We start from the raw sequence: 15,386 nt of genomic DNA on the forward strand, positions 1-15,386 counted from the left end.
GGTGTGCACAGGGTGTGGAAAAGTGATGGGGTATTCCATCCACATGGGCCCTGAGCTGCGCTTTTCTAATCCACACCCTGTGGACGACAGATTTCGGGTGAGGCTTGGAAGCCGTTCGTCCCGTACTATCTCTGCGGACGGCTACACCTGGACAGCGGATTGCACTTTCGGTTGAGAAGGGTCACGCTCCGGCCGTGAGTTACCGGGACTGGGGAAGCGGGGAGGGCAGCCCGCGCGAGCGGCAGCCGGTCGCCCCGTGGGACGACCCCGATCCGCTCCCGGCAGACCCTTACGCGTCCGGGCGTTACCGCACCCCGAGCCGCCGCCGGGCGATGGAGCGCGGCCAGGACGAGCCGGTCGACACGTACCTTCCCCGGTGGGCGTTGGAGTCCGGCGTGCGCCGGGCGGACGGCGCGGGCCGGCACGCCGCCCCCGACGACGAGGTCGAGCCGCCATACTCGGGCGCCGGCTGGCGGGCGGGCGCGGACGGCGGGTGGCGCCGGGAGGGCGACCGCCGCGAGTCGCGGGCCATCGCTGTGGGTCCGGTGAGTGAGCACACCGCCGAGTGGACCGTCGACGCCCCGCAGGAGCAGGGGTACGTCGGGAGCCGGCGGGCCGAGTCCACCGAGGACGAGCCGGTGTCGGGGCCGGCCCCGTGGAGCCGGCCGCGTCGGGCGCGGACCCGGCGGCCGCAGGTGACCTGGTCGGGCCTGGCGGACGATCCGTCGTCGGGCGCGGAAGGCGACCGGCGGGAGTCGGGTCGACGGGCCGGGTGGTCGTCGTCGTCGGACTCCTGGTCCCGTCCCGGCGTCAACGTGTGGGGCGGGCGCCGGTCGGCCGAGCCGGATCCGGCGGAGCAGCCGGCGGTGGACCCGTGGGACGCCTCCGGGGTGCACGCCTGGGGCCGTGCCGGCGCGGCCGACCGGTGGGAGGGCACGGGCCGGTGGGAGCGTACGGAGCACACCGGCGAGTGGGACCGCATCACGGACACCGGCCAGTGGGACCGCTACGCGGACGCGGGTCAGTGGCACGGCTCCGCCGCCACCGGCCAGGGGAGCCGGTACGCCGAGGTCGACCAGTGGGATCGGACGGTGCCGCCGTCGCCGGCCCGGGAGGGCTGGGCGTCGGCGGAGCAGGCCGAGGCGTTCTGGTCCGGGACCCGGCTGGCCGGTGACGATCCGCGGTGGACGGAGACGCCGACGTCCGCGCCGCGTTCTCCGGTGGTCCCCTACACCGCCCCGCGGCCGCGTACGGCGGCCCGGCGCCCGTCGGCCGATCCGGTGGGCGGGGGCCGCGGCGGGGCGTCGACGCTGCGCCGGCGGATCGAGACGGTCGGCGGCGGATCGTGGGGCCGCCGGTTGGAGGACGACCTGCTCGACCCGGATCCGGGCGGGCCGATCCGGCCGCTGATCTACACCGCGGTCTGCTATCTGGTGCCGGCGCTGCTGGTCTTCGTCGGGTTGCTGTTCCTGGACGGGCGGGCCCCGGCGGGGTGTGTCACCGACATCACCGGCGGCGGTTGCGATTCCCCGCGGGCGCACGCCTTCGCCTCGCTGATCGCGGGCGTGCCCCGGTTCGGGCTGGCGCTGGTGAGCAGTCTGGTCGTCGCGGTGGTGCTGCGCCGGGTCGGTACGACGTGGCGGCCGGCGACGGTGGCGCTGGCGGCGGCGGTGGTGGGCGGTGGCCTGTCCACCGTGATGATCAGCGCGGTGACCGGCCAGCCGATCGGCTGAGCCACGGCGGGCGCACCGGCCTGCCCCGGCATGAGCGAGAAGGGCCCGCACCGGAGGTCCGGTGCGGGCCCTTTCGTGGTGCGGTCGGTGTCAGCCCTTGACCACGTTCAGGTTGAACTTGGCCGTCACCTCGGGGTGCAGCTTGATGCTGACCGGGTAGGCGCCGAGCGACTTGATGTGGGCGGGCAGCTCCAGCCGACGACGGTCGAGGGCCGGGCCACCGGCGGCCTTGACGGCGTCGACGATCTCGGCCGGGGTGACCGAGCCGAAGAGCCGGCCGCCGTCGCCGGCGCGGGCCTTCAGGTTGACCTTCAGGCCCTCGATCTGGGCCTTGACCTCGTTGGCGTGGTCGAGGTCGCGGATCTCCCGGGCCGCGCGGGCCCGCTTGATGACCGTGACCTGCTTCTCCGCACCCTTGGTCCAGGCGATCGCGAAGCCCTGCGGCAGCAGGTAGTTACGGCCGTAGCCGTCCTTCACCTCGATGATGTCGCCCGGGGCACCGAGACCGGACACCTCCTGGGTCAGGATGATCTTCATGTCGGTGCCTCCTCTCAGCGGGTCGTGGCCGTGTACGGCAGGAGCGCCATCTCGCGGGCGTTCTTGACCGCACGGGCGATCTGCCGCTGCTGCTGCGAGGTCACGCCGGTCACCCGCCGAGCGCGGATCTTGCCGCGGTCGGAGATGAACTTGCGCAGCAGCGCGGTGTCCTTGTAGTCGATGTAGGTGATCCCGTCCTTGTCGAGCGGGTTCACCTTCTTCTTCGGCTTGCGAAGTGCCGCAGCCTTGGCCATTGCTCTTGCTCCTGGTTTGCGATCGCGGGCGCTCGGCGCCATTAGAACGGGGGCTCCTCGTCGAAGTTTCCGCCGCCCGAACCACCGCGCGAGGGAGCCGGGGAGGCCGAGGCCCAGGGGTCGTCGAAGTTGCCTCCGCCGCCGCCCTGGCCACCACCACCGCCGAAGCCGCCACCGCCGCCCGAGCGGGACATCTTCTGCACCTTCGCCGTGGCGTAGCGCAGCGACGGGCCGATCTCGTCGACCTCCAGCTCGATGACGGTGCGCTTCTCACCCTCGCGCGTCTCGTACGACCGCTGGCGCAGCCGGCCGGACACGATCACCCGGGCGCCGCGCTGCAGCGACTCGGCGACGTTCTCGGCGGCCTGCCGCCAGACCGTGCACGAGAGGAACAGCGGCTCGCCGTCCTTCCACTCGCCGGACGCCTTGTCCATGAAGCGGGGCGTCGAAGCGACCCGGAACTTGGCGACCGCCGCCCCGGAGGGGGTGAACCGCAACTCGGGGTCATCGGTCAGGTTGCCGATGACCGTGATGGTGGTGTCTCCTGCCATGACCATCTCCTCGCGCACTCATCGTTTCGCCCTCTCAGGCTCTCAGAGCCCTCTGACAGCGTCGATGAGGCTTGATCCGGACGTGCCGGGTCAGATGCTCAGCGCATCTCCGGCCGGATGACCTTGGTGCGCAGCACGGACTCGTTGAGTCGCAGCTGGCGGTCCAGCTCGGCCACCGCCTCCGGCGTCGCCTGGAGGTCGATGACGGCGTAGATGCCCTCGGCCTTCTTGTTGATCTCGTACGCGAGGCGCCGGCGGCCCCACACGTCGGTCTTCTCCACCGAGCCACCCGCGGTCCGGATCACGTTCAGGTACGTGTCGAGCGACGGGGCGACGGTGCGCTCCTCGAGGCTGGGGTCGAGGATCACCATGATCTCGTAATGACGCAAGACGTGCTCACCTCCTGTGGGCTAAGCGGCCACGGTCCTTCCGTGGCAGGAGGTCGTGCGTCGTGGCCCGTGCCCGGTGCGGGGGAACCCGTCCGGACGCGGACAACCGGACCAGGATACCCGGTCCGGACGATCATGACCGGGCCGGTCGGACCGGACGGCCCGGACGCGGCGACAGGGGTCCACCGCCGACGTCGTACGCCGGAGGTGGACCCCTATCCACGGGGCCGCGGGGCGTCCCGTCCGCATTCCTTGGGTGGGACCTGGGGAGGAACGACCACACCGATGAGGTTGGATCGAGGACGCCCCGCGGAGCTTTATCGTGTTGTCACCTGGTCTGACCATACAACGGCTCTCGTCACCTCTTGGGGTAAATGGAGGAATTTGCCCGGCGGCGCTGCCACGCTGCCGTTCGGTGTGAAGAGCCGGATCACGCCCCGTCGTGCCGGGCCGCACGGCGGGGCGCCCCGTTACCGGGGGTCTCTCCTCGCCCGGGCGCCTGTGGACCGCGCCCGGGCGGGGCGTCGACCGTCGATCCCACCTCGGACAACGACCGCCGGGCCGGCTGGTGACGCGGATTCACGCCTGACCCCGACCCGCCACCCCGGTCCGTACGCCGGAAACCGGCCCGCCACGGTCGCCCCGCGCGTCGGGGGCGCGACGTAGGCTGCCCTCCATGCGAATCGGAGCCCACGTCGATCCGACCGACCCGCTGGCCGAGGCGACCGCCCGGGACGCCGAAGCCGTGCAGTTCTTCCTCGCCGATCCACAGGGATGGAAGGCCCCGAAGCCCCGGGAGGACGCGCAGCGGCTGCGCGACGCCGAGGTCGACCTCTACGTCCACGCGCCGTACGTGATCAACGTGGCCACGCTGAACAACCGGATCCGCATCCCGAGCCGCAAACTCCTTCTCGGCCACGCGTCCGCCGCCGCCGAGGTCGGGGCCAAGGGCCTGATCGTGCACGGTGGCCACGTCAACGCGGGCGACGATCTCGCGGTCGGCTTCGACAACTGGCGGAAGACCTTCGCGTACGCGGCGGACTCGGGTGGCTTCCCGCTGCCGGTGCTGATCGAGAACACCGCCGGTGGGGAGAACGCCTGCGCCCGCCACCTCGACGCGCTGGCCCGGCTCTGGGACGCGCTCGGCGACTACGAGGTGGGCTTCTGCCTCGACACCTGCCACGCGTACGCCGGCGGCGAGGAGCTGCTGGGGCTGGTCGACCGGATCAAGGCGATCACCGGCCGGATCGACCTGATCCACGCCAACAACTCCAAGGGCGCGTTCAACTCCGGCCAGGACCGGCACGACAACCTCACCGGCGGGACGATCGACCCGGAACTGGTGGTGGCGGTGATCCGCGCGGCCGGTGCGCCGGTCATCGTGGAGACCCCGGGTGGCGTCGAGGGCCAGGCGGCCGACATCGCCTTCCTGCGCGAGCAGTTGGGGACCGCGGCATGACCACTGAGCAGTCGGACGCGACCGCCGGCGGGAAGACCGCCCCGGGCGACGGCGACGGCGCGGCCAGCGCGGGTGCCCCCGGGGCGAAGACCGGCCCGGGCGCCACCGCCGCCAAGGCCGGCTCGGGCGACGCCCAGACCGGCATCACCGACGCTGAGACAAAGGCCGGCACCACCGACGCCGAGAGCACGGTCACCACGACCGACGCCGCCACGACGGCCGGCACCGGCGGGGCCACCGACGAAACGGCTCGTGACGACGCCGCCAGGACCGGCGCGGGCGACATCGCCGCCAAGGCCGACACTGCCGGTGCCGCCGCGAAGGCCAGCACGGGCGAGGCCACCGACGGGACGGCCGGCGCGGGCGACACCGACGCCGACGCCAAGGCCGACACCACCGACGCCGCCGCGAAGGCCGGCGCGGGCAAGGCCACCGACGGGACGGCTGGCGACGGCGACCCGGGCGGTGCCGGAAAGGCGAGCCCGACCGGTCCGGCGAAGGCCGACGACAAGACCGAGCCCGGCAAGAGTACGAAGCCGGAGGACCCCTTCACCGCGTTCGGCCCCGCCCCGGAACGGGTGCTCACCCGCCCCCGCCGGGCGGTCCGCGCGGTCGGCCGGTTCCTGATCCACGAGTGGACCCTGGCCACCGTCGCCGTGCTGGCGCTGGCCGTGCTGATGACCTGGCCCACCCTGCGCTACCCCGGCTACACGCTGCCCCAGGACTACTGGGACCCGAGCCTGCAGGCCTGGCAGATGGCCTGGTCGGGGCACATCCTGCTGACCGACCCGGCGCAGCTGTGGAACTCCAACACGTTCTTCCCCGACCCGTGGAGCTTCGCCTTCTCGGACACCCTCCTCGGGTACGCGCCGGCCGGCATGATCGGTCACGGTCCCGAGGCCGCCCTGGTGCGCTACAACATCATGTTCGTGCTGGCGCACGCGCTCGCCACGCTCGGGGCGTACGCGCTGGCCCGCCAGCTGGGCGCGGGCCGGATCGGGGCCGCGGTGGCCGGGGCCAGCTACACGTACGCCCCCTGGCTGCTGGCCCAGGCCGGGCACCTGCACATCGTCTCCAACGGCGGGATCCCGCTGGCGCTGGCGATGCTCGCCCGGGGCCACGGCTGGTCCCTGCGGTACGGGTACCGCCCCGAGCGCCGGCACGCCGGCTGGGCGTTCCTCGGCTGGCTGGTGGCGGCGTGGCAGCTCAGCCTCGGCTTCGGTATCGGCCTGATGTTCGCGTACCTGCTGGCCGGCATCGTGCTGGTGGCGGCGGTGATCTGGTTCGCCCGGCGCTGGCTGGTCCGGCCGGTGAAGCGCCCGTTCGGCGGCCGGCTGTTCCTCGCCGACCTGGTCGGCGGCCTGCTCTTCGGCGCGGTCGGGGCGCTGCTGGCGGTGCCGTTCTTCAAGGTCGCGGAGCTGCACCCGAACGCGGCCCGGACGCTGGGCGACATCGCCATCTACTCGCCGCCCGCGAGCGGGTTCTTCACCGCCCCGGCGGAGTCGCGGATCTGGGGTCAGCTGCACGAGGGGGCGCGGGCCGTGCTGCCCTGGCACCCCGAGATGACCCTGCTGCCCGGCTTCGCGCTCTACGCCCTGGCCGCCGGCGGGCTGTTCTTCTCGGTCTGGCGGGTCCGGCACCGGCTCTACCTGCTCGCCGGGGTGCTGATCAGCATGATCCTGGCGATGGGCACCCGGTTCTTCGGCGGCACCTACACCTTCGTGCCGCTCTTCGAGTACCTGCCGGGCTGGAACGGGCTGCGCACGCCCGGTCGGCTGATGCTCTGGGCCACCCTGTTCCTCGGCCTGCTCGCCGCGGGCGCGGTCACCGCGTTCTGCGCCCGGGTACGCGAGCTGGCCGCCGAGCGGGTCCCCCCGTGGCCCGGGCCGTGGCTGCGGCTGGCCACGCTGCTGCCGCTGCTGCTGGTGGTCGTGGAGGGTTTGAACGTCACCCCGCACCCGGTGGTGCCGCAGCAGCCGGCGGCCATGCGCACGGTGGACGGGCCGCTGCTGGTCCTGCCCAGCAGCCAGAACCTGGACCAGCCGGTGATGGTCTGGTCGACCGGCCGGTTCCAGCAGATGGTCAACGGCGGGAGCGGCTTCACCCCGGAGAGCCAGGCGAAGGTACGCGACGTGAGCGTCGACTTCCCCGACCAGCCCAGCATCGACTACCTGCGCCAACTCGGCGTGAAGAACGTGGTGGTGCTCCCTGATCGGCTCGGCGGGACGCCGTGGGAGCGGATGCTCGACAAGCCGATCGACGGGCTGGGGGTGACCCGGGAGGACGTCGGCGGGGCGATCGTCTTCCACCTCGCTGGCTAGTTGGGTTGGCGGGAGCCCAGCCGGCTCCGGGCGGTCAGGCTTGATCCCTCCGCCGGCTGGGCTCCCGCCAACCCTTCGTCTCACCGGCCGTCCTGGAGTTGCGCGGCGCCGGGGCGATTCGAATCGAGTCGAGTCCTCTCTGGTTCGGGTCAGGCGGTGACGGGCTCGGGTGCCGTCGCGTCACGGTGGCGGCGGCGGAGCCAGCCGGCGTCGGCGGCGCCGTCGAGGACGCCGCCGTCCGGGTCGTCCACATAGGTGGACCGGACCGCGTCCCGCTCCGGGCGCAGGATGTCCCGGATCACGAAGCCGCACAGCACCGCGACGGTGACCAGCCGGAGGCTGGCGGCGAGCACGAACACGCCCTCGGGGAAGACCGGCCGGCTGGTGGCCGCGCCGAGCAGCTCGCCGTAGAACGCGACGAAGTAGCACACCTCGGCGAACTGCCAGGCCAGGAAGGCTCCCCAGCGCGGCCGGGCGAGCACCGCGAGCGGAAGCAGCCAGAGCACGAACTGCTGGGACCAGACCTTGCTGAAGATCAGGAAGGCGGCGACCACCAGGAAGGCGAGCTGCGCGAGCCGGGGCCGGCGGGGGGCGAACAGCCCCAGCGCCGCCACCCCCAGGCAGGCCAGGCCGAAGAGCAGGTACGACACCCAGTTGAGGGTGGGGATGTGCGCGTTCAGCCACTCGAACGGCCCGAGGTCACCGGGTGCTGACGGGCTGACCTTGCCGTCGAGGTACCGCCCGATGTACCAGAGGGTGCCCCAGTCGATGGGACGGGTGGTGTTCAGGTCGAAGAACCGGTTCCAGCTCTCCCGGTACGGGACCGCCACCGGCAGGTTGACCACGACGAGCGCCACCAGGGCGGTGCCGGTGGCGGTGAGGGCGGCGCGCAGCCGACCGGCCCGCAGCCCGAGCACCAGCACCGGGCCGAGCAGGAAGAGCGGCCACATCTTCGCCGCCCCGGCGAGGCCGAGCAGGACGCCGGCCGTGGCCGGCCGCCGGCGCGCCCAGGCCAGCAATCCGAACGCGGCCAGGCCGACGGCGAGCAGGTCCCAGTTGACGGTGGCGGTCAGCAGCAGGGCGGGAGCCAGCGCGAACAACGCCGCGTCCCATGGTCGTCGACGCCGCAGGTTGAGGATGACGGCGACGGTGGCCACGGCGAGGGCGCTGAGCACCAGCGCGTTGAGGTTGTAGAACCACCGCCCCTGGTTGATCGCCGGGTCGTCGACACCGAGGGCGTGCACCGGCAGCCCGAGCGCCCCCATGAAGTAGCCCGTCAGCACCGGATACTCGACCGGGTGGTCCGCGTAGGGCACCTTGCCCTCGTTGAGTCCCTCGGCGTAGTAGAGCGCCAGCACGTCGGTGTAGCACATCCGCGTGTACTGCACGTTGTTCTGCCAGGCGCCGTCCTGGCAGGGCGACTTCTGCACCCAGTGCAGCGCCAGCGTCAGGCAGACCAGCGCCAGGACGATCCGGGCCGGGCTCCAGAAGCGCCGCTCCCGGCCCGCCGGTCGGTCCAGGGCGGCGGCGTGGTCGCCGAGCGGACCGCCGATCAGCTCCGACGCGCCGCGGACGAAGCGGTCCGAGCGGGACGGATGGTCGATGGTTCCGTTGTCGTCGATGCCTGCCGTCGACTGGGTGCTCATGAAGAGGCATCCTGCCGTACCTCGGGCCTCTGCGTCCCGCCTGGACAGCAGAATTCCGTACGCGGAAAACGCCGACGGCGGCCGGACCCGCTGGTCCGACCGCCGTCGCGCGGCACTGCGTCAGTACGTCTGCCGTGGTGGTGTGCTCGGCAGGAGGCCACCACCGCCACCACCGTTGCCCGGACCCGGCGGGAAGCCCGGGCCGGTGGTGCCGCCGTTGTTGCCACCGCCGTTGTTGCCATCCTGGCAGAACAGGCCGAGCGGGTCGCAGCTGGAGCCGGGCAGCGGGTTCTCGACCGGCGGCGGGGCTCCGTTGCCGGCGTTGTCGTCGCCGATGTGCGCAGCGGGCGGGAAGTCCATCTTGTCCTGGCCCTTGAGCGCGTCGTTCATGAAGCGCTGGAAGATGGCGCCGGGCATCCGGGCACCGCTGATGTCCCGGCCGTCCTTGTACTTGATCGCCAGTCGCTTGTCGACGTTGCCGACCCAGACGGCGGTGGCCAGCTGCGGCGTGTAGCCGATCATCCAGGCGTCACCGTTGCGCTCGCTGCCGTCGCCGAGCTCCCAGGTGCCGGTCTTCTCGGCGGCCTTCCGGCCGTCGTCGAGGCGCCGGTCCACCTGACCCGGGTACTTCTCCAGCACCGAGGTCACGTCCGCGACGATGTCCTTGTCGATGCGTCGCAGCGGCTTGAGCTTCTCGGTGCCCACCGTGTCCCACTTGCCGGTGTTGGGGTTCTGCTTCTCCACCTTCTTCACGAAGTGCGCCTTGTTGTAGATGCCCTGGTTGGCGAAGGTGGCGACACCGTTGGCGTGGTCCAGCACGGTGATCGGGTACTGACCGTAGCCGATGACGTTGAAGAAGGGCGAGGGCGTCAGGTCCTTCGGGTCCGACTTGGTCAGGTCGTACGCCTTGGCCGGGTTGGTGTCGGTCCGCCACATGGTGGTAACGCCCGCCTGCTTGGCCATCGCCAGCACCTTGTCCGCGCCGATCTTCTCGGTGATGTAGTAGAACGGCACGTTCAGCGACTTCAGCGTCGAGATCTCCAGGGTGCAGGAGTCGCCGCAGGAGACCTTGTCGGCGCCGGCGTTGCTGACCTTGAACTCGACCCCTTCCGGCGTGAACGCCGAGCCCTTCCACCGCGACTTGACGGAAATGCCTTCCTTCAGCGCCGCGGCCAGCGTGTAGATCTTGAAGCTCGAACCCGGGGAATGGCCGCCGCTGAGCACCCCGCCGTCGATGTTCTTGCCGGCGTAGTCGGTACCGGTGCCGTTGTCACCGCCGTAGTAGGCCTTCACGGCGCCGGTCCTCGGATCGATCGACACCACCGCGGCCATCAGGTTCTTCGGCTGGCCGTAGAGCTCGGAGCCCTTCCGGGCGCGCTGGGCCGCCTCGAGCGCCGCCTCCTGCATCCGGGTGTCGATGGTGGTGGTGATCCTGTAACCGCCCCGGCTCAGCGCCTGCGAGCAGAGTGGCTTGTCCGGGGTGGCCTGGGCCTCGTCGTCGGTGCACAGCTTCATGTCCCGCATCTCCTGCGAGACGTAGTTGATCACGTTGCCGTACGGCGTGTTGACGCCGAAGTCCGCGCCGTTGTTCTTCGACGGCTTCTTGATCGTCTTCGGGTACTCGGTGGGGTGCGCCGGCTTGTTCGGCGCGTCGAGCCACCCCTCGGTGATCATGCCGTTGATGACGTAGTTCCACCGGTCCAGCGCGGCCTGCGGGTTGATCGCCGGGTCGTAGCCCTTGTGACCGCCCGGCGTGAGGCTTGGCTCGGGCTGCTTGATCAGCGCGGCGAGCACTGCGGCCTCCGCCACGGTCAGCTTCGACACGTCCTTGCCGAAGTAGGTCTGCGCCGCCGCCTGGATGCCGTACGCGCCCCGGCCGAAGTAGATCACGTTCAGGTAGTGCTGCATGATCGTCGGCTTGTCGTACTTGTCGTTCAGCTTGGAGGCGAGGATCGCCTCCTTCACCTTGCGGCCGTACGTGTCCTGGTTCAGGTTGTCGAACGCGTTGCGGGCGTACTGCTGGGTGATGGTCGAGGCGCCCTGCTTGTCGCCACCGGTGAGGTTGTTCCAGGCGGCACGGGCGATGCCCTTGTAGTCCACGCCGGAGTGCCGGTAGAAGTTCCGGTCCTCCGCCGCGGCGACCGCGTGCTGGACCCACTCCGGGATCTGGTTGATGGTGACCAGCTGGCGGTTCTGGTCACCCACCTTGGCGATGACCTTCTTGTCCGCCGAGTAGATGGTGGTGGACAGCGGCGGAATGGTGTCCTCGGGCAGGATGACGTTGGTCGAGTAGTAGGTGAAGCCAACCACGCCGATGCCGGCGAGCATGATGAAGACGGCGAAGCCGGCGATCAGCATGTTGATCCGCCGGCGCTTCTTCGCCCGGGCCGCCGCCGCCGGGTCGTCACCGCGACCGCCCCGACCACCCCGGCCGGGCCCGGTCGGGCCACCTGGCCCGCCGGGGCCGCCGCCCACCATGCCGGGCACACCCGCGCGGGCCACGCTGGCCCGGCCACCCACGGCCGCCGAGCCGACGCTCGCCCGACCGGCCGAACCCACGCTCGCCGCGCCGACCGAGGCGCGGCCGGCGGGACCCGCCGGGGACACCGGGACCGACGCGCGGCCGGCACCGGCCCGCCCGGTGGCGCCGCCGGGAGCCGGCGAGACCGGGACTGAGGCGCGGCCTGCGCCGGCCCTACCGACGGAGGCCGAACCCGAGCCGCCGCGGAGCGTCGGGGCCGCGCCACCGACCGAGGCGCGCCCGCCGGACGTGCCGCGCGGCGTCACGGAGGCCCTGCCCTCGGAGCCGGATGACCAACCGTTCCCGCGCGGGCTCCCTCCGGAACCGGGGTCGCCGTTCGGGCCCGGGATCTGGGCCCGCCCACGCGAAGAACTGGGATCGCCGTAGTTCATTCCTCACACCCTGCCGGTCGCGGTGGGGCGCGGGGGCGCCGCCACCGGGTTGCCGTGAGCTGGAACACGAGACGCTACACCCCGGGCGCGCCAGGGTGTTGCCGTCAAATCCGATTTATTCGGACTAATCAGACTCCGCTGCCGTCGGATACGCCACCCGCCAATCCTGGGGGGCTCGACCCGGACAGCCGAATTCACCGTTGCGCCTCTCGCCTTCGACGAGGGGTGGAGCCGGTCGGCGCGGACGAGCCGCTCACCGCCTCCTGCTCCGACCCGTCCTCCATGCCACCGGCCAGGCCGTCCCGCCCGAGCAGGAACTGCTCGACGAGATGGTTCCAGTCGCAGCCGGGGCACACCTCCACCACGAAGACTTGGAACTCACGCAGCGTCATCGCCAGGACGGGCAACTCGGCCCGGGTACGCGCCTGGCCGGCGGACTGCTTGAGCTCGTCCCCGTAAATGTAGTGGACGTGAATGAGGTTCTCGCTGCGGCAGATCGGGCAGCGCTCCTCGGTGGGCTCGCCGTGGAACCGGGCGGCGTTCTTCAGGTACGGCGAGGCGTCGCAGACGTCGTACGTGCCGATCCGGCCGGCGAGGAGCTCACGCAGCACTGCTCGCTTCTGGAGCGAGTAGTCGACGACCTGGCGCTGCGTACGCATGCGGCAAAGGGTACGCGGTCCGGCGGGGCGAGGCGACCATCGTCACGATCCGTGAGGGCAGGAGTGCGTAAACGAGGGTTTGCCCTGATCATGGGTGTCCGCTAACGTGCGATGTATCGGTCCGATACATCGCGGCGGTTACGCCTCCGCGCCGGGGGTAAGAAGGGGTGGCCCATGCTCGAGTTCGCCATCCTGGGCCTCCTGCAGGAGGCTCCGATGCACGGCTACGAGCTGCGCAAGGAGTTGACCGCCAAGCTCGGCGCCATCCGGGCGGCGATCAGCTACGGCTCCCTCTACCCGACCCTGCGCCGGCTGCAGGCGGCGGGATGGATCGCCGAAGCCGCCGAGACGCCCGCGACCGCCGAGGAGGTTCCCGCCCTGACCAGCCGACGTGGACGGGTGGTCTACACCATTACCGCGGAGGGCAAGGAACGCTTCGCCCAGCTGATAGCGCAGGCTGGGCCGGAGACGTACGACGACACGGGCTTCGGGGTGCACTTCGCGTTCTTCGCCCGGACCGACCAGGCCACCCGGCTCCGGATCCTGGAAGGTCGCCGTCGGAAGATCGAGGAACGTCGCGAAGGCCTTCGTGACGTGCTCGGCCGGGCAGCCGAGCGGCTCGACGCGTACACCCTGGAACTGCAGCGCCACGGGCTCGACGCCTGTGAACGCGAGGTTCGCTGGCTGGAGGAGCTCATTGCCAACGAGCGCTCCGGCCGAGCCCCGACGGTCCCGGCACCCGGGACGGCCGGCGGCCGACGAGAAAACGACAGCCCGCCCCCGCCTGGAGAGTCCAGGAAAGAGCGGCCGTGATGAAAGAAGAAGGAGGCAGACGCTATGGGCTCCGTCCGCGTCGCCATCGTCGGTGTGGGTAACTGCGCCTCGTCCCTCGTGCAGGGCGTGGAGTACTACCGGAACGCCGACCCGAACGACCGCGTCCCGGGTCTCATGCACGTCACCTTCGGCGACTACCACGTCTCGGACGTGAAGTTCGTCGCGGCGTTCGACGTGGACGCCAAGAAGGTGGGCATGGACCTCGCCGAGGCGATCGTGGCCAGCGAGAACAACACCATCAAGCTCTGCGACGTGCCGCCGACCGGCGTCACCGTGCAGCGCGGCCCGACCTTCGACGGTCTCGGCCAGTACTACCGCGAGATCATCGAGGAGTCGGACGTCGAGCCGGTCGACGTGGCGCAGGCGCTGCGCGACGCGCAGGTCGACGTGGTCGTCTCCTACCTGCCGGTCGGGTCCGAGCAGGCCGACAAGTTCTACGCCCAGGCCGCGATCGACGCCGGCTGCGCGTTCGTGAACGCCCTGCCGGTCTTCATCGCCTCCGACCCGGAGTGGGCCAAGAAGTTCTCCGACGCCGGCCTGCCGATCGTCGGTGACGACATCAAGAGCCAGGTGGGCGCCACCATCGTGCACCGCGCCCTGGCGAAGCTCTTCGAGGACCGCGGGGTCGAGCTGCTGCGCACGTACCAGCTCAACTTCGGCGGCAACATGGACTTCATGAACATGCTGGAGCGCAACCGCCTGGTCTCGAAGAAGATCTCGAAGACCCAGTCGGTGACCTCCCAGATCCCGCACGAGATGCAGAAGAGCGACGTGCACATCGGCCCGTCGGACCACGTGCCGTGGCTCGACGACCGGAAGTGGGCCTACATCCGCCTGGAGGGCCGCTCCTTCGGTGACACCCCGCTCAACGCCGAGCTCAAGCTCGAGGTGTGGGACTCGCCGAACTCGGCCGGCGTCATCATCGACGCCGTCCGCGCCGCGAAGATCGCGCTGGACCGGAAGATCGGTGGCCCGATCCTCTCCGCCTCCTCGTACTTCATGAAGTCCCCGCCCAAGCAGTACGCCGACCACGACGCGCACGCCGCCGTCGAGGCGTTCATCAAGGGCGAGGTCGAGCGCTGACGCGCTGACCAGCAGGGAAGGAGGCCGGGTCCGCGCGGACCCGGCCTCCTTCGTCCGCGTACGTCAGGACCAGGCGCGGCGCAGCGCCACCGCCGCCTCCAGCTCCAGCAGGGTCACCTTGCGCGGCAGCCCCCCACCGAAGCCGACCAGCTTGCCGCCCGCGCCGACGATCCGGTGGCAGGGCACGATCACCGGCACCGGGTTGCGGTTGCAGGCCACCCCGACCGCCCGGGCCGCCCCCGGATCCCCGACCGCCCGCGCCACCTCGCCGTAGGTCAGCGTCTCCCCGTACGGGATGCGGGTCATCTCCCGCCACACCGCGCGCTCGAACTCCGAGCCGCGCAGCACCGCGACCGGGACGGTGAACTCGGTCAGCTCCCCGGCGAAGTAGGCCCGCAGCTCGGTCAGGACGAGCCGGGCCAGCTCGTCGCCCGGTTCCTCGGTCGCCGACGCCACCCGCCCGAAGTGCGCCGCCCGGACCGCCCCGCCGTCGGTGGCGACGGAGAACTCACCGATCGGCGAATCGAGCACGGTCCAGCGCATGCGGCCATTCTGCCCGGCCGCTACGACACCGGCCGACGCCGGCGGCACCGCGGCCGATCAGAGCAGGGCGATGCCGAGCAGCACCGCACCGAGGCTCAGGCTCGCCCCGCCCGCGACCGTCAGCCAGATCAGCTTGTTGGGTCGGGTGTCGGTGGGACGCGCGACGGAGAGGAAGAAGCCGAGCGGCATCAGGATCGGCGCCGCGACGAACAGCGTGCGGATCAGCGTCCGCATCCCGGACGACGCGTCGGCCTGGTCGATGTAGGGCAGCGCGACGAGGGCGAACAGGACCAGGACGCCGGCGTGCGCATGGCCCGCCGTCCACAATCCGCGGCGGACCGGGTTGTCCAGGTAGCCGGGCTTGCGGCGGGCCAGGTGGGTGAGCAGGGTCAGTCCGCCGTACGCGACCGCGACGACGGTGATCAGCAGGATTCCGGCCGTGGTGAGTGTGTCCGATGACATCG

Annotated in this window: 14 protein-coding genes; 5 read left to right on the plus strand and 9 right to left on the minus strand. The window is 71.3% G+C overall.

Going from position 1 to position 15,386, the window contains the following annotated elements:
• Positions 1-194 precede the first annotated feature (194 nt).
• Positions 195-1,733 (plus strand): hypothetical protein, encoded by a 1,539-nt coding sequence (locus ACGFI9_RS19960; protein WP_393179688.1) that lies wholly within the window; start codon positions 195-197, stop codon positions 1,731-1,733.
• A 90-nt stretch (positions 1,734-1,823) separates the two neighbouring features.
• On the opposite strand, the gene rplI is transcribed toward ACGFI9_RS19960, so the two are convergent.
• The 4 genes from rplI to rpsF all read right to left on the minus strand — a co-directional run bounded on the left by rplI (position 1,824) and on the right by rpsF (position 3,464).
• Positions 1,824-2,270, minus strand: coding sequence for a 50S ribosomal protein L9 (gene rplI, locus ACGFI9_RS19965; RefSeq protein WP_393179690.1), 447 nt, complete (start codon positions 2,268-2,270; stop codon positions 1,824-1,826).
• Between the two features lie 14 nt (positions 2,271-2,284).
• Positions 2,285-2,524 (minus strand): 30S ribosomal protein S18, encoded by a 240-nt coding sequence (rpsR, locus tag ACGFI9_RS19970; RefSeq protein ID WP_013289355.1) that lies wholly within the window; start codon positions 2,522-2,524, stop codon positions 2,285-2,287.
• A 41-nt stretch (positions 2,525-2,565) separates the two neighbouring features.
• Complete coding sequence (locus ACGFI9_RS19975) at positions 2,566-3,093, minus strand: single-stranded DNA-binding protein (RefSeq protein ID WP_199737222.1); 528 nt, start codon at positions 3,091-3,093, stop codon at positions 2,566-2,568.
• Positions 3,094-3,173: 80 nt separating this feature from the next.
• Positions 3,174-3,464, minus strand: coding sequence for a 30S ribosomal protein S6 (gene rpsF / locus ACGFI9_RS19980; protein ID WP_089004747.1), 291 nt, complete (start codon positions 3,462-3,464; stop codon positions 3,174-3,176).
• A gap of 676 nt (positions 3,465-4,140) precedes the next feature.
• Here rpsF and ACGFI9_RS19985 point away from each other — a divergent pair.
• Entirely contained in the window at positions 4,141-4,923 is a 783-nt protein-coding gene (locus ACGFI9_RS19985) for a deoxyribonuclease IV (RefSeq protein WP_393179693.1), read from the plus strand.
• Positions 4,920-7,244: a hypothetical protein gene (locus ACGFI9_RS19990; RefSeq protein WP_393179695.1), complete on the plus strand. Its 2,325-nt coding sequence runs from the start codon at positions 4,920-4,922 to the stop codon at positions 7,242-7,244. Before ACGFI9_RS19985 ends, ACGFI9_RS19990 begins: the two co-directional genes overlap by 4 nt.
• Positions 7,245-7,393: 149 nt before the next feature.
• Here the strand turns inward: ACGFI9_RS19990 and ACGFI9_RS19995 are convergent, their stop codons facing one another.
• The 3 genes from ACGFI9_RS19995 to ACGFI9_RS20005 all read right to left on the minus strand — a co-directional run bounded on the left by ACGFI9_RS19995 (position 7,394) and on the right by ACGFI9_RS20005 (position 12,462).
• A complete protein-coding gene (locus ACGFI9_RS19995; protein ID WP_393179697.1) occupies positions 7,394-8,890 on the minus strand; it encodes a glycosyltransferase family 87 protein in 1,497 nt (498 codons plus the stop codon).
• A 120-nt stretch (positions 8,891-9,010) separates the two neighbouring features.
• A complete protein-coding gene (locus tag ACGFI9_RS20000) occupies positions 9,011-11,803 on the minus strand; it encodes a transglycosylase domain-containing protein (protein ID WP_393179699.1) in 2,793 nt (930 codons plus the stop codon).
• A 194-nt stretch (positions 11,804-11,997) separates the two neighbouring features.
• Positions 11,998-12,462: a DUF5318 domain-containing protein gene (locus ACGFI9_RS20005; protein ID WP_393179701.1), complete on the minus strand. Its 465-nt coding sequence runs from the start codon at positions 12,460-12,462 to the stop codon at positions 11,998-12,000.
• 174 nt (positions 12,463-12,636) lie between these two features.
• On the opposite strand from ACGFI9_RS20005, the gene ACGFI9_RS20010 reads away from it, so the two are divergent.
• Together ACGFI9_RS20010 and ACGFI9_RS20015 are read left to right on the plus strand one after the other, a co-directional pair.
• The gene (locus tag ACGFI9_RS20010) at positions 12,637-13,275 is read left to right on the plus strand and encodes a PadR family transcriptional regulator (RefSeq protein WP_393179703.1); all 639 of its coding nucleotides are present in this window, start codon (positions 12,637-12,639) and stop codon (positions 13,273-13,275) included.
• 24 nt (positions 13,276-13,299) lie between these two features.
• Entirely contained in the window at positions 13,300-14,379 is a 1,080-nt protein-coding gene (locus ACGFI9_RS20015; RefSeq protein WP_393179705.1) for an inositol-3-phosphate synthase, read from the plus strand.
• A gap of 63 nt (positions 14,380-14,442) precedes the next feature.
• On the opposite strand, the gene ACGFI9_RS20020 is transcribed toward ACGFI9_RS20015, so the two are convergent.
• Together ACGFI9_RS20020 and ACGFI9_RS20025 are read right to left on the minus strand one after the other, a co-directional pair.
• A complete protein-coding gene (locus ACGFI9_RS20020; RefSeq protein WP_393179707.1) occupies positions 14,443-14,922 on the minus strand; it encodes a methylated-DNA--[protein]-cysteine S-methyltransferase in 480 nt (159 codons plus the stop codon).
• A gap of 57 nt (positions 14,923-14,979) precedes the next feature.
• Positions 14,980-15,384: a hypothetical protein gene (locus ACGFI9_RS20025; RefSeq protein ID WP_393179709.1), complete on the minus strand. Its 405-nt coding sequence runs from the start codon at positions 15,382-15,384 to the stop codon at positions 14,980-14,982.
• Positions 15,385-15,386 lie beyond the last annotated feature (2 nt).

The sequence above is a fragment of the Micromonospora sp. NPDC048930 genome, from assembly GCF_043197935.1.
Classification (GTDB): Bacteria; Actinomycetota; Actinomycetes; order Mycobacteriales; family Micromonosporaceae; genus Micromonospora.

What these genes read in the sequence shown, in the direction of transcription:
- ACGFI9_RS20010 (WP_393179703.1), top strand. Translation starts at nt 12,637, where the DNA reads ATGCTCGAGTTCGCCATCCTGGGCCTCCTGCAGGAGGCTCCGATGCAC.
- ACGFI9_RS20000 (WP_393179699.1), bottom strand. Translation starts at nt 11,803, where the DNA reads ATGAACTACGGCGATCCCAGTTCTTCGCGTGGGCGGGCCCAGATCCCG.
- ACGFI9_RS19995 (WP_393179697.1), bottom strand. Translation starts at nt 8,890, where the DNA reads ATGAGCACCCAGTCGACGGCAGGCATCGACGACAACGGAACCATCGAC.
- ACGFI9_RS19990 (WP_393179695.1), top strand. Translation starts at nt 4,920, where the DNA reads ATGACCACTGAGCAGTCGGACGCGACCGCCGGCGGGAAGACCGCCCCG.
- rpsR (WP_013289355.1), bottom strand. Translation starts at nt 2,524, where the DNA reads ATGGCCAAGGCTGCGGCACTTCGCAAGCCGAAGAAGAAGGTGAACCCG.
- ACGFI9_RS20025 (WP_393179709.1), bottom strand. Translation starts at nt 15,384, where the DNA reads ATGTCATCGGACACACTCACCACGGCCGGAATCCTGCTGATCACCGTC.
- ACGFI9_RS20015 (WP_393179705.1), top strand. Translation starts at nt 13,300, where the DNA reads ATGGGCTCCGTCCGCGTCGCCATCGTCGGTGTGGGTAACTGCGCCTCG.
- ACGFI9_RS20020 (WP_393179707.1), bottom strand. Translation starts at nt 14,922, where the DNA reads ATGCGCTGGACCGTGCTCGATTCGCCGATCGGTGAGTTCTCCGTCGCC.
- rplI (WP_393179690.1), bottom strand. Translation starts at nt 2,270, where the DNA reads ATGAAGATCATCCTGACCCAGGAGGTGTCCGGTCTCGGTGCCCCGGGC.
- ACGFI9_RS20005 (WP_393179701.1), bottom strand. Translation starts at nt 12,462, where the DNA reads ATGCGTACGCAGCGCCAGGTCGTCGACTACTCGCTCCAGAAGCGAGCA.
- ACGFI9_RS19985 (WP_393179693.1), top strand. Translation starts at nt 4,141, where the DNA reads ATGCGAATCGGAGCCCACGTCGATCCGACCGACCCGCTGGCCGAGGCG.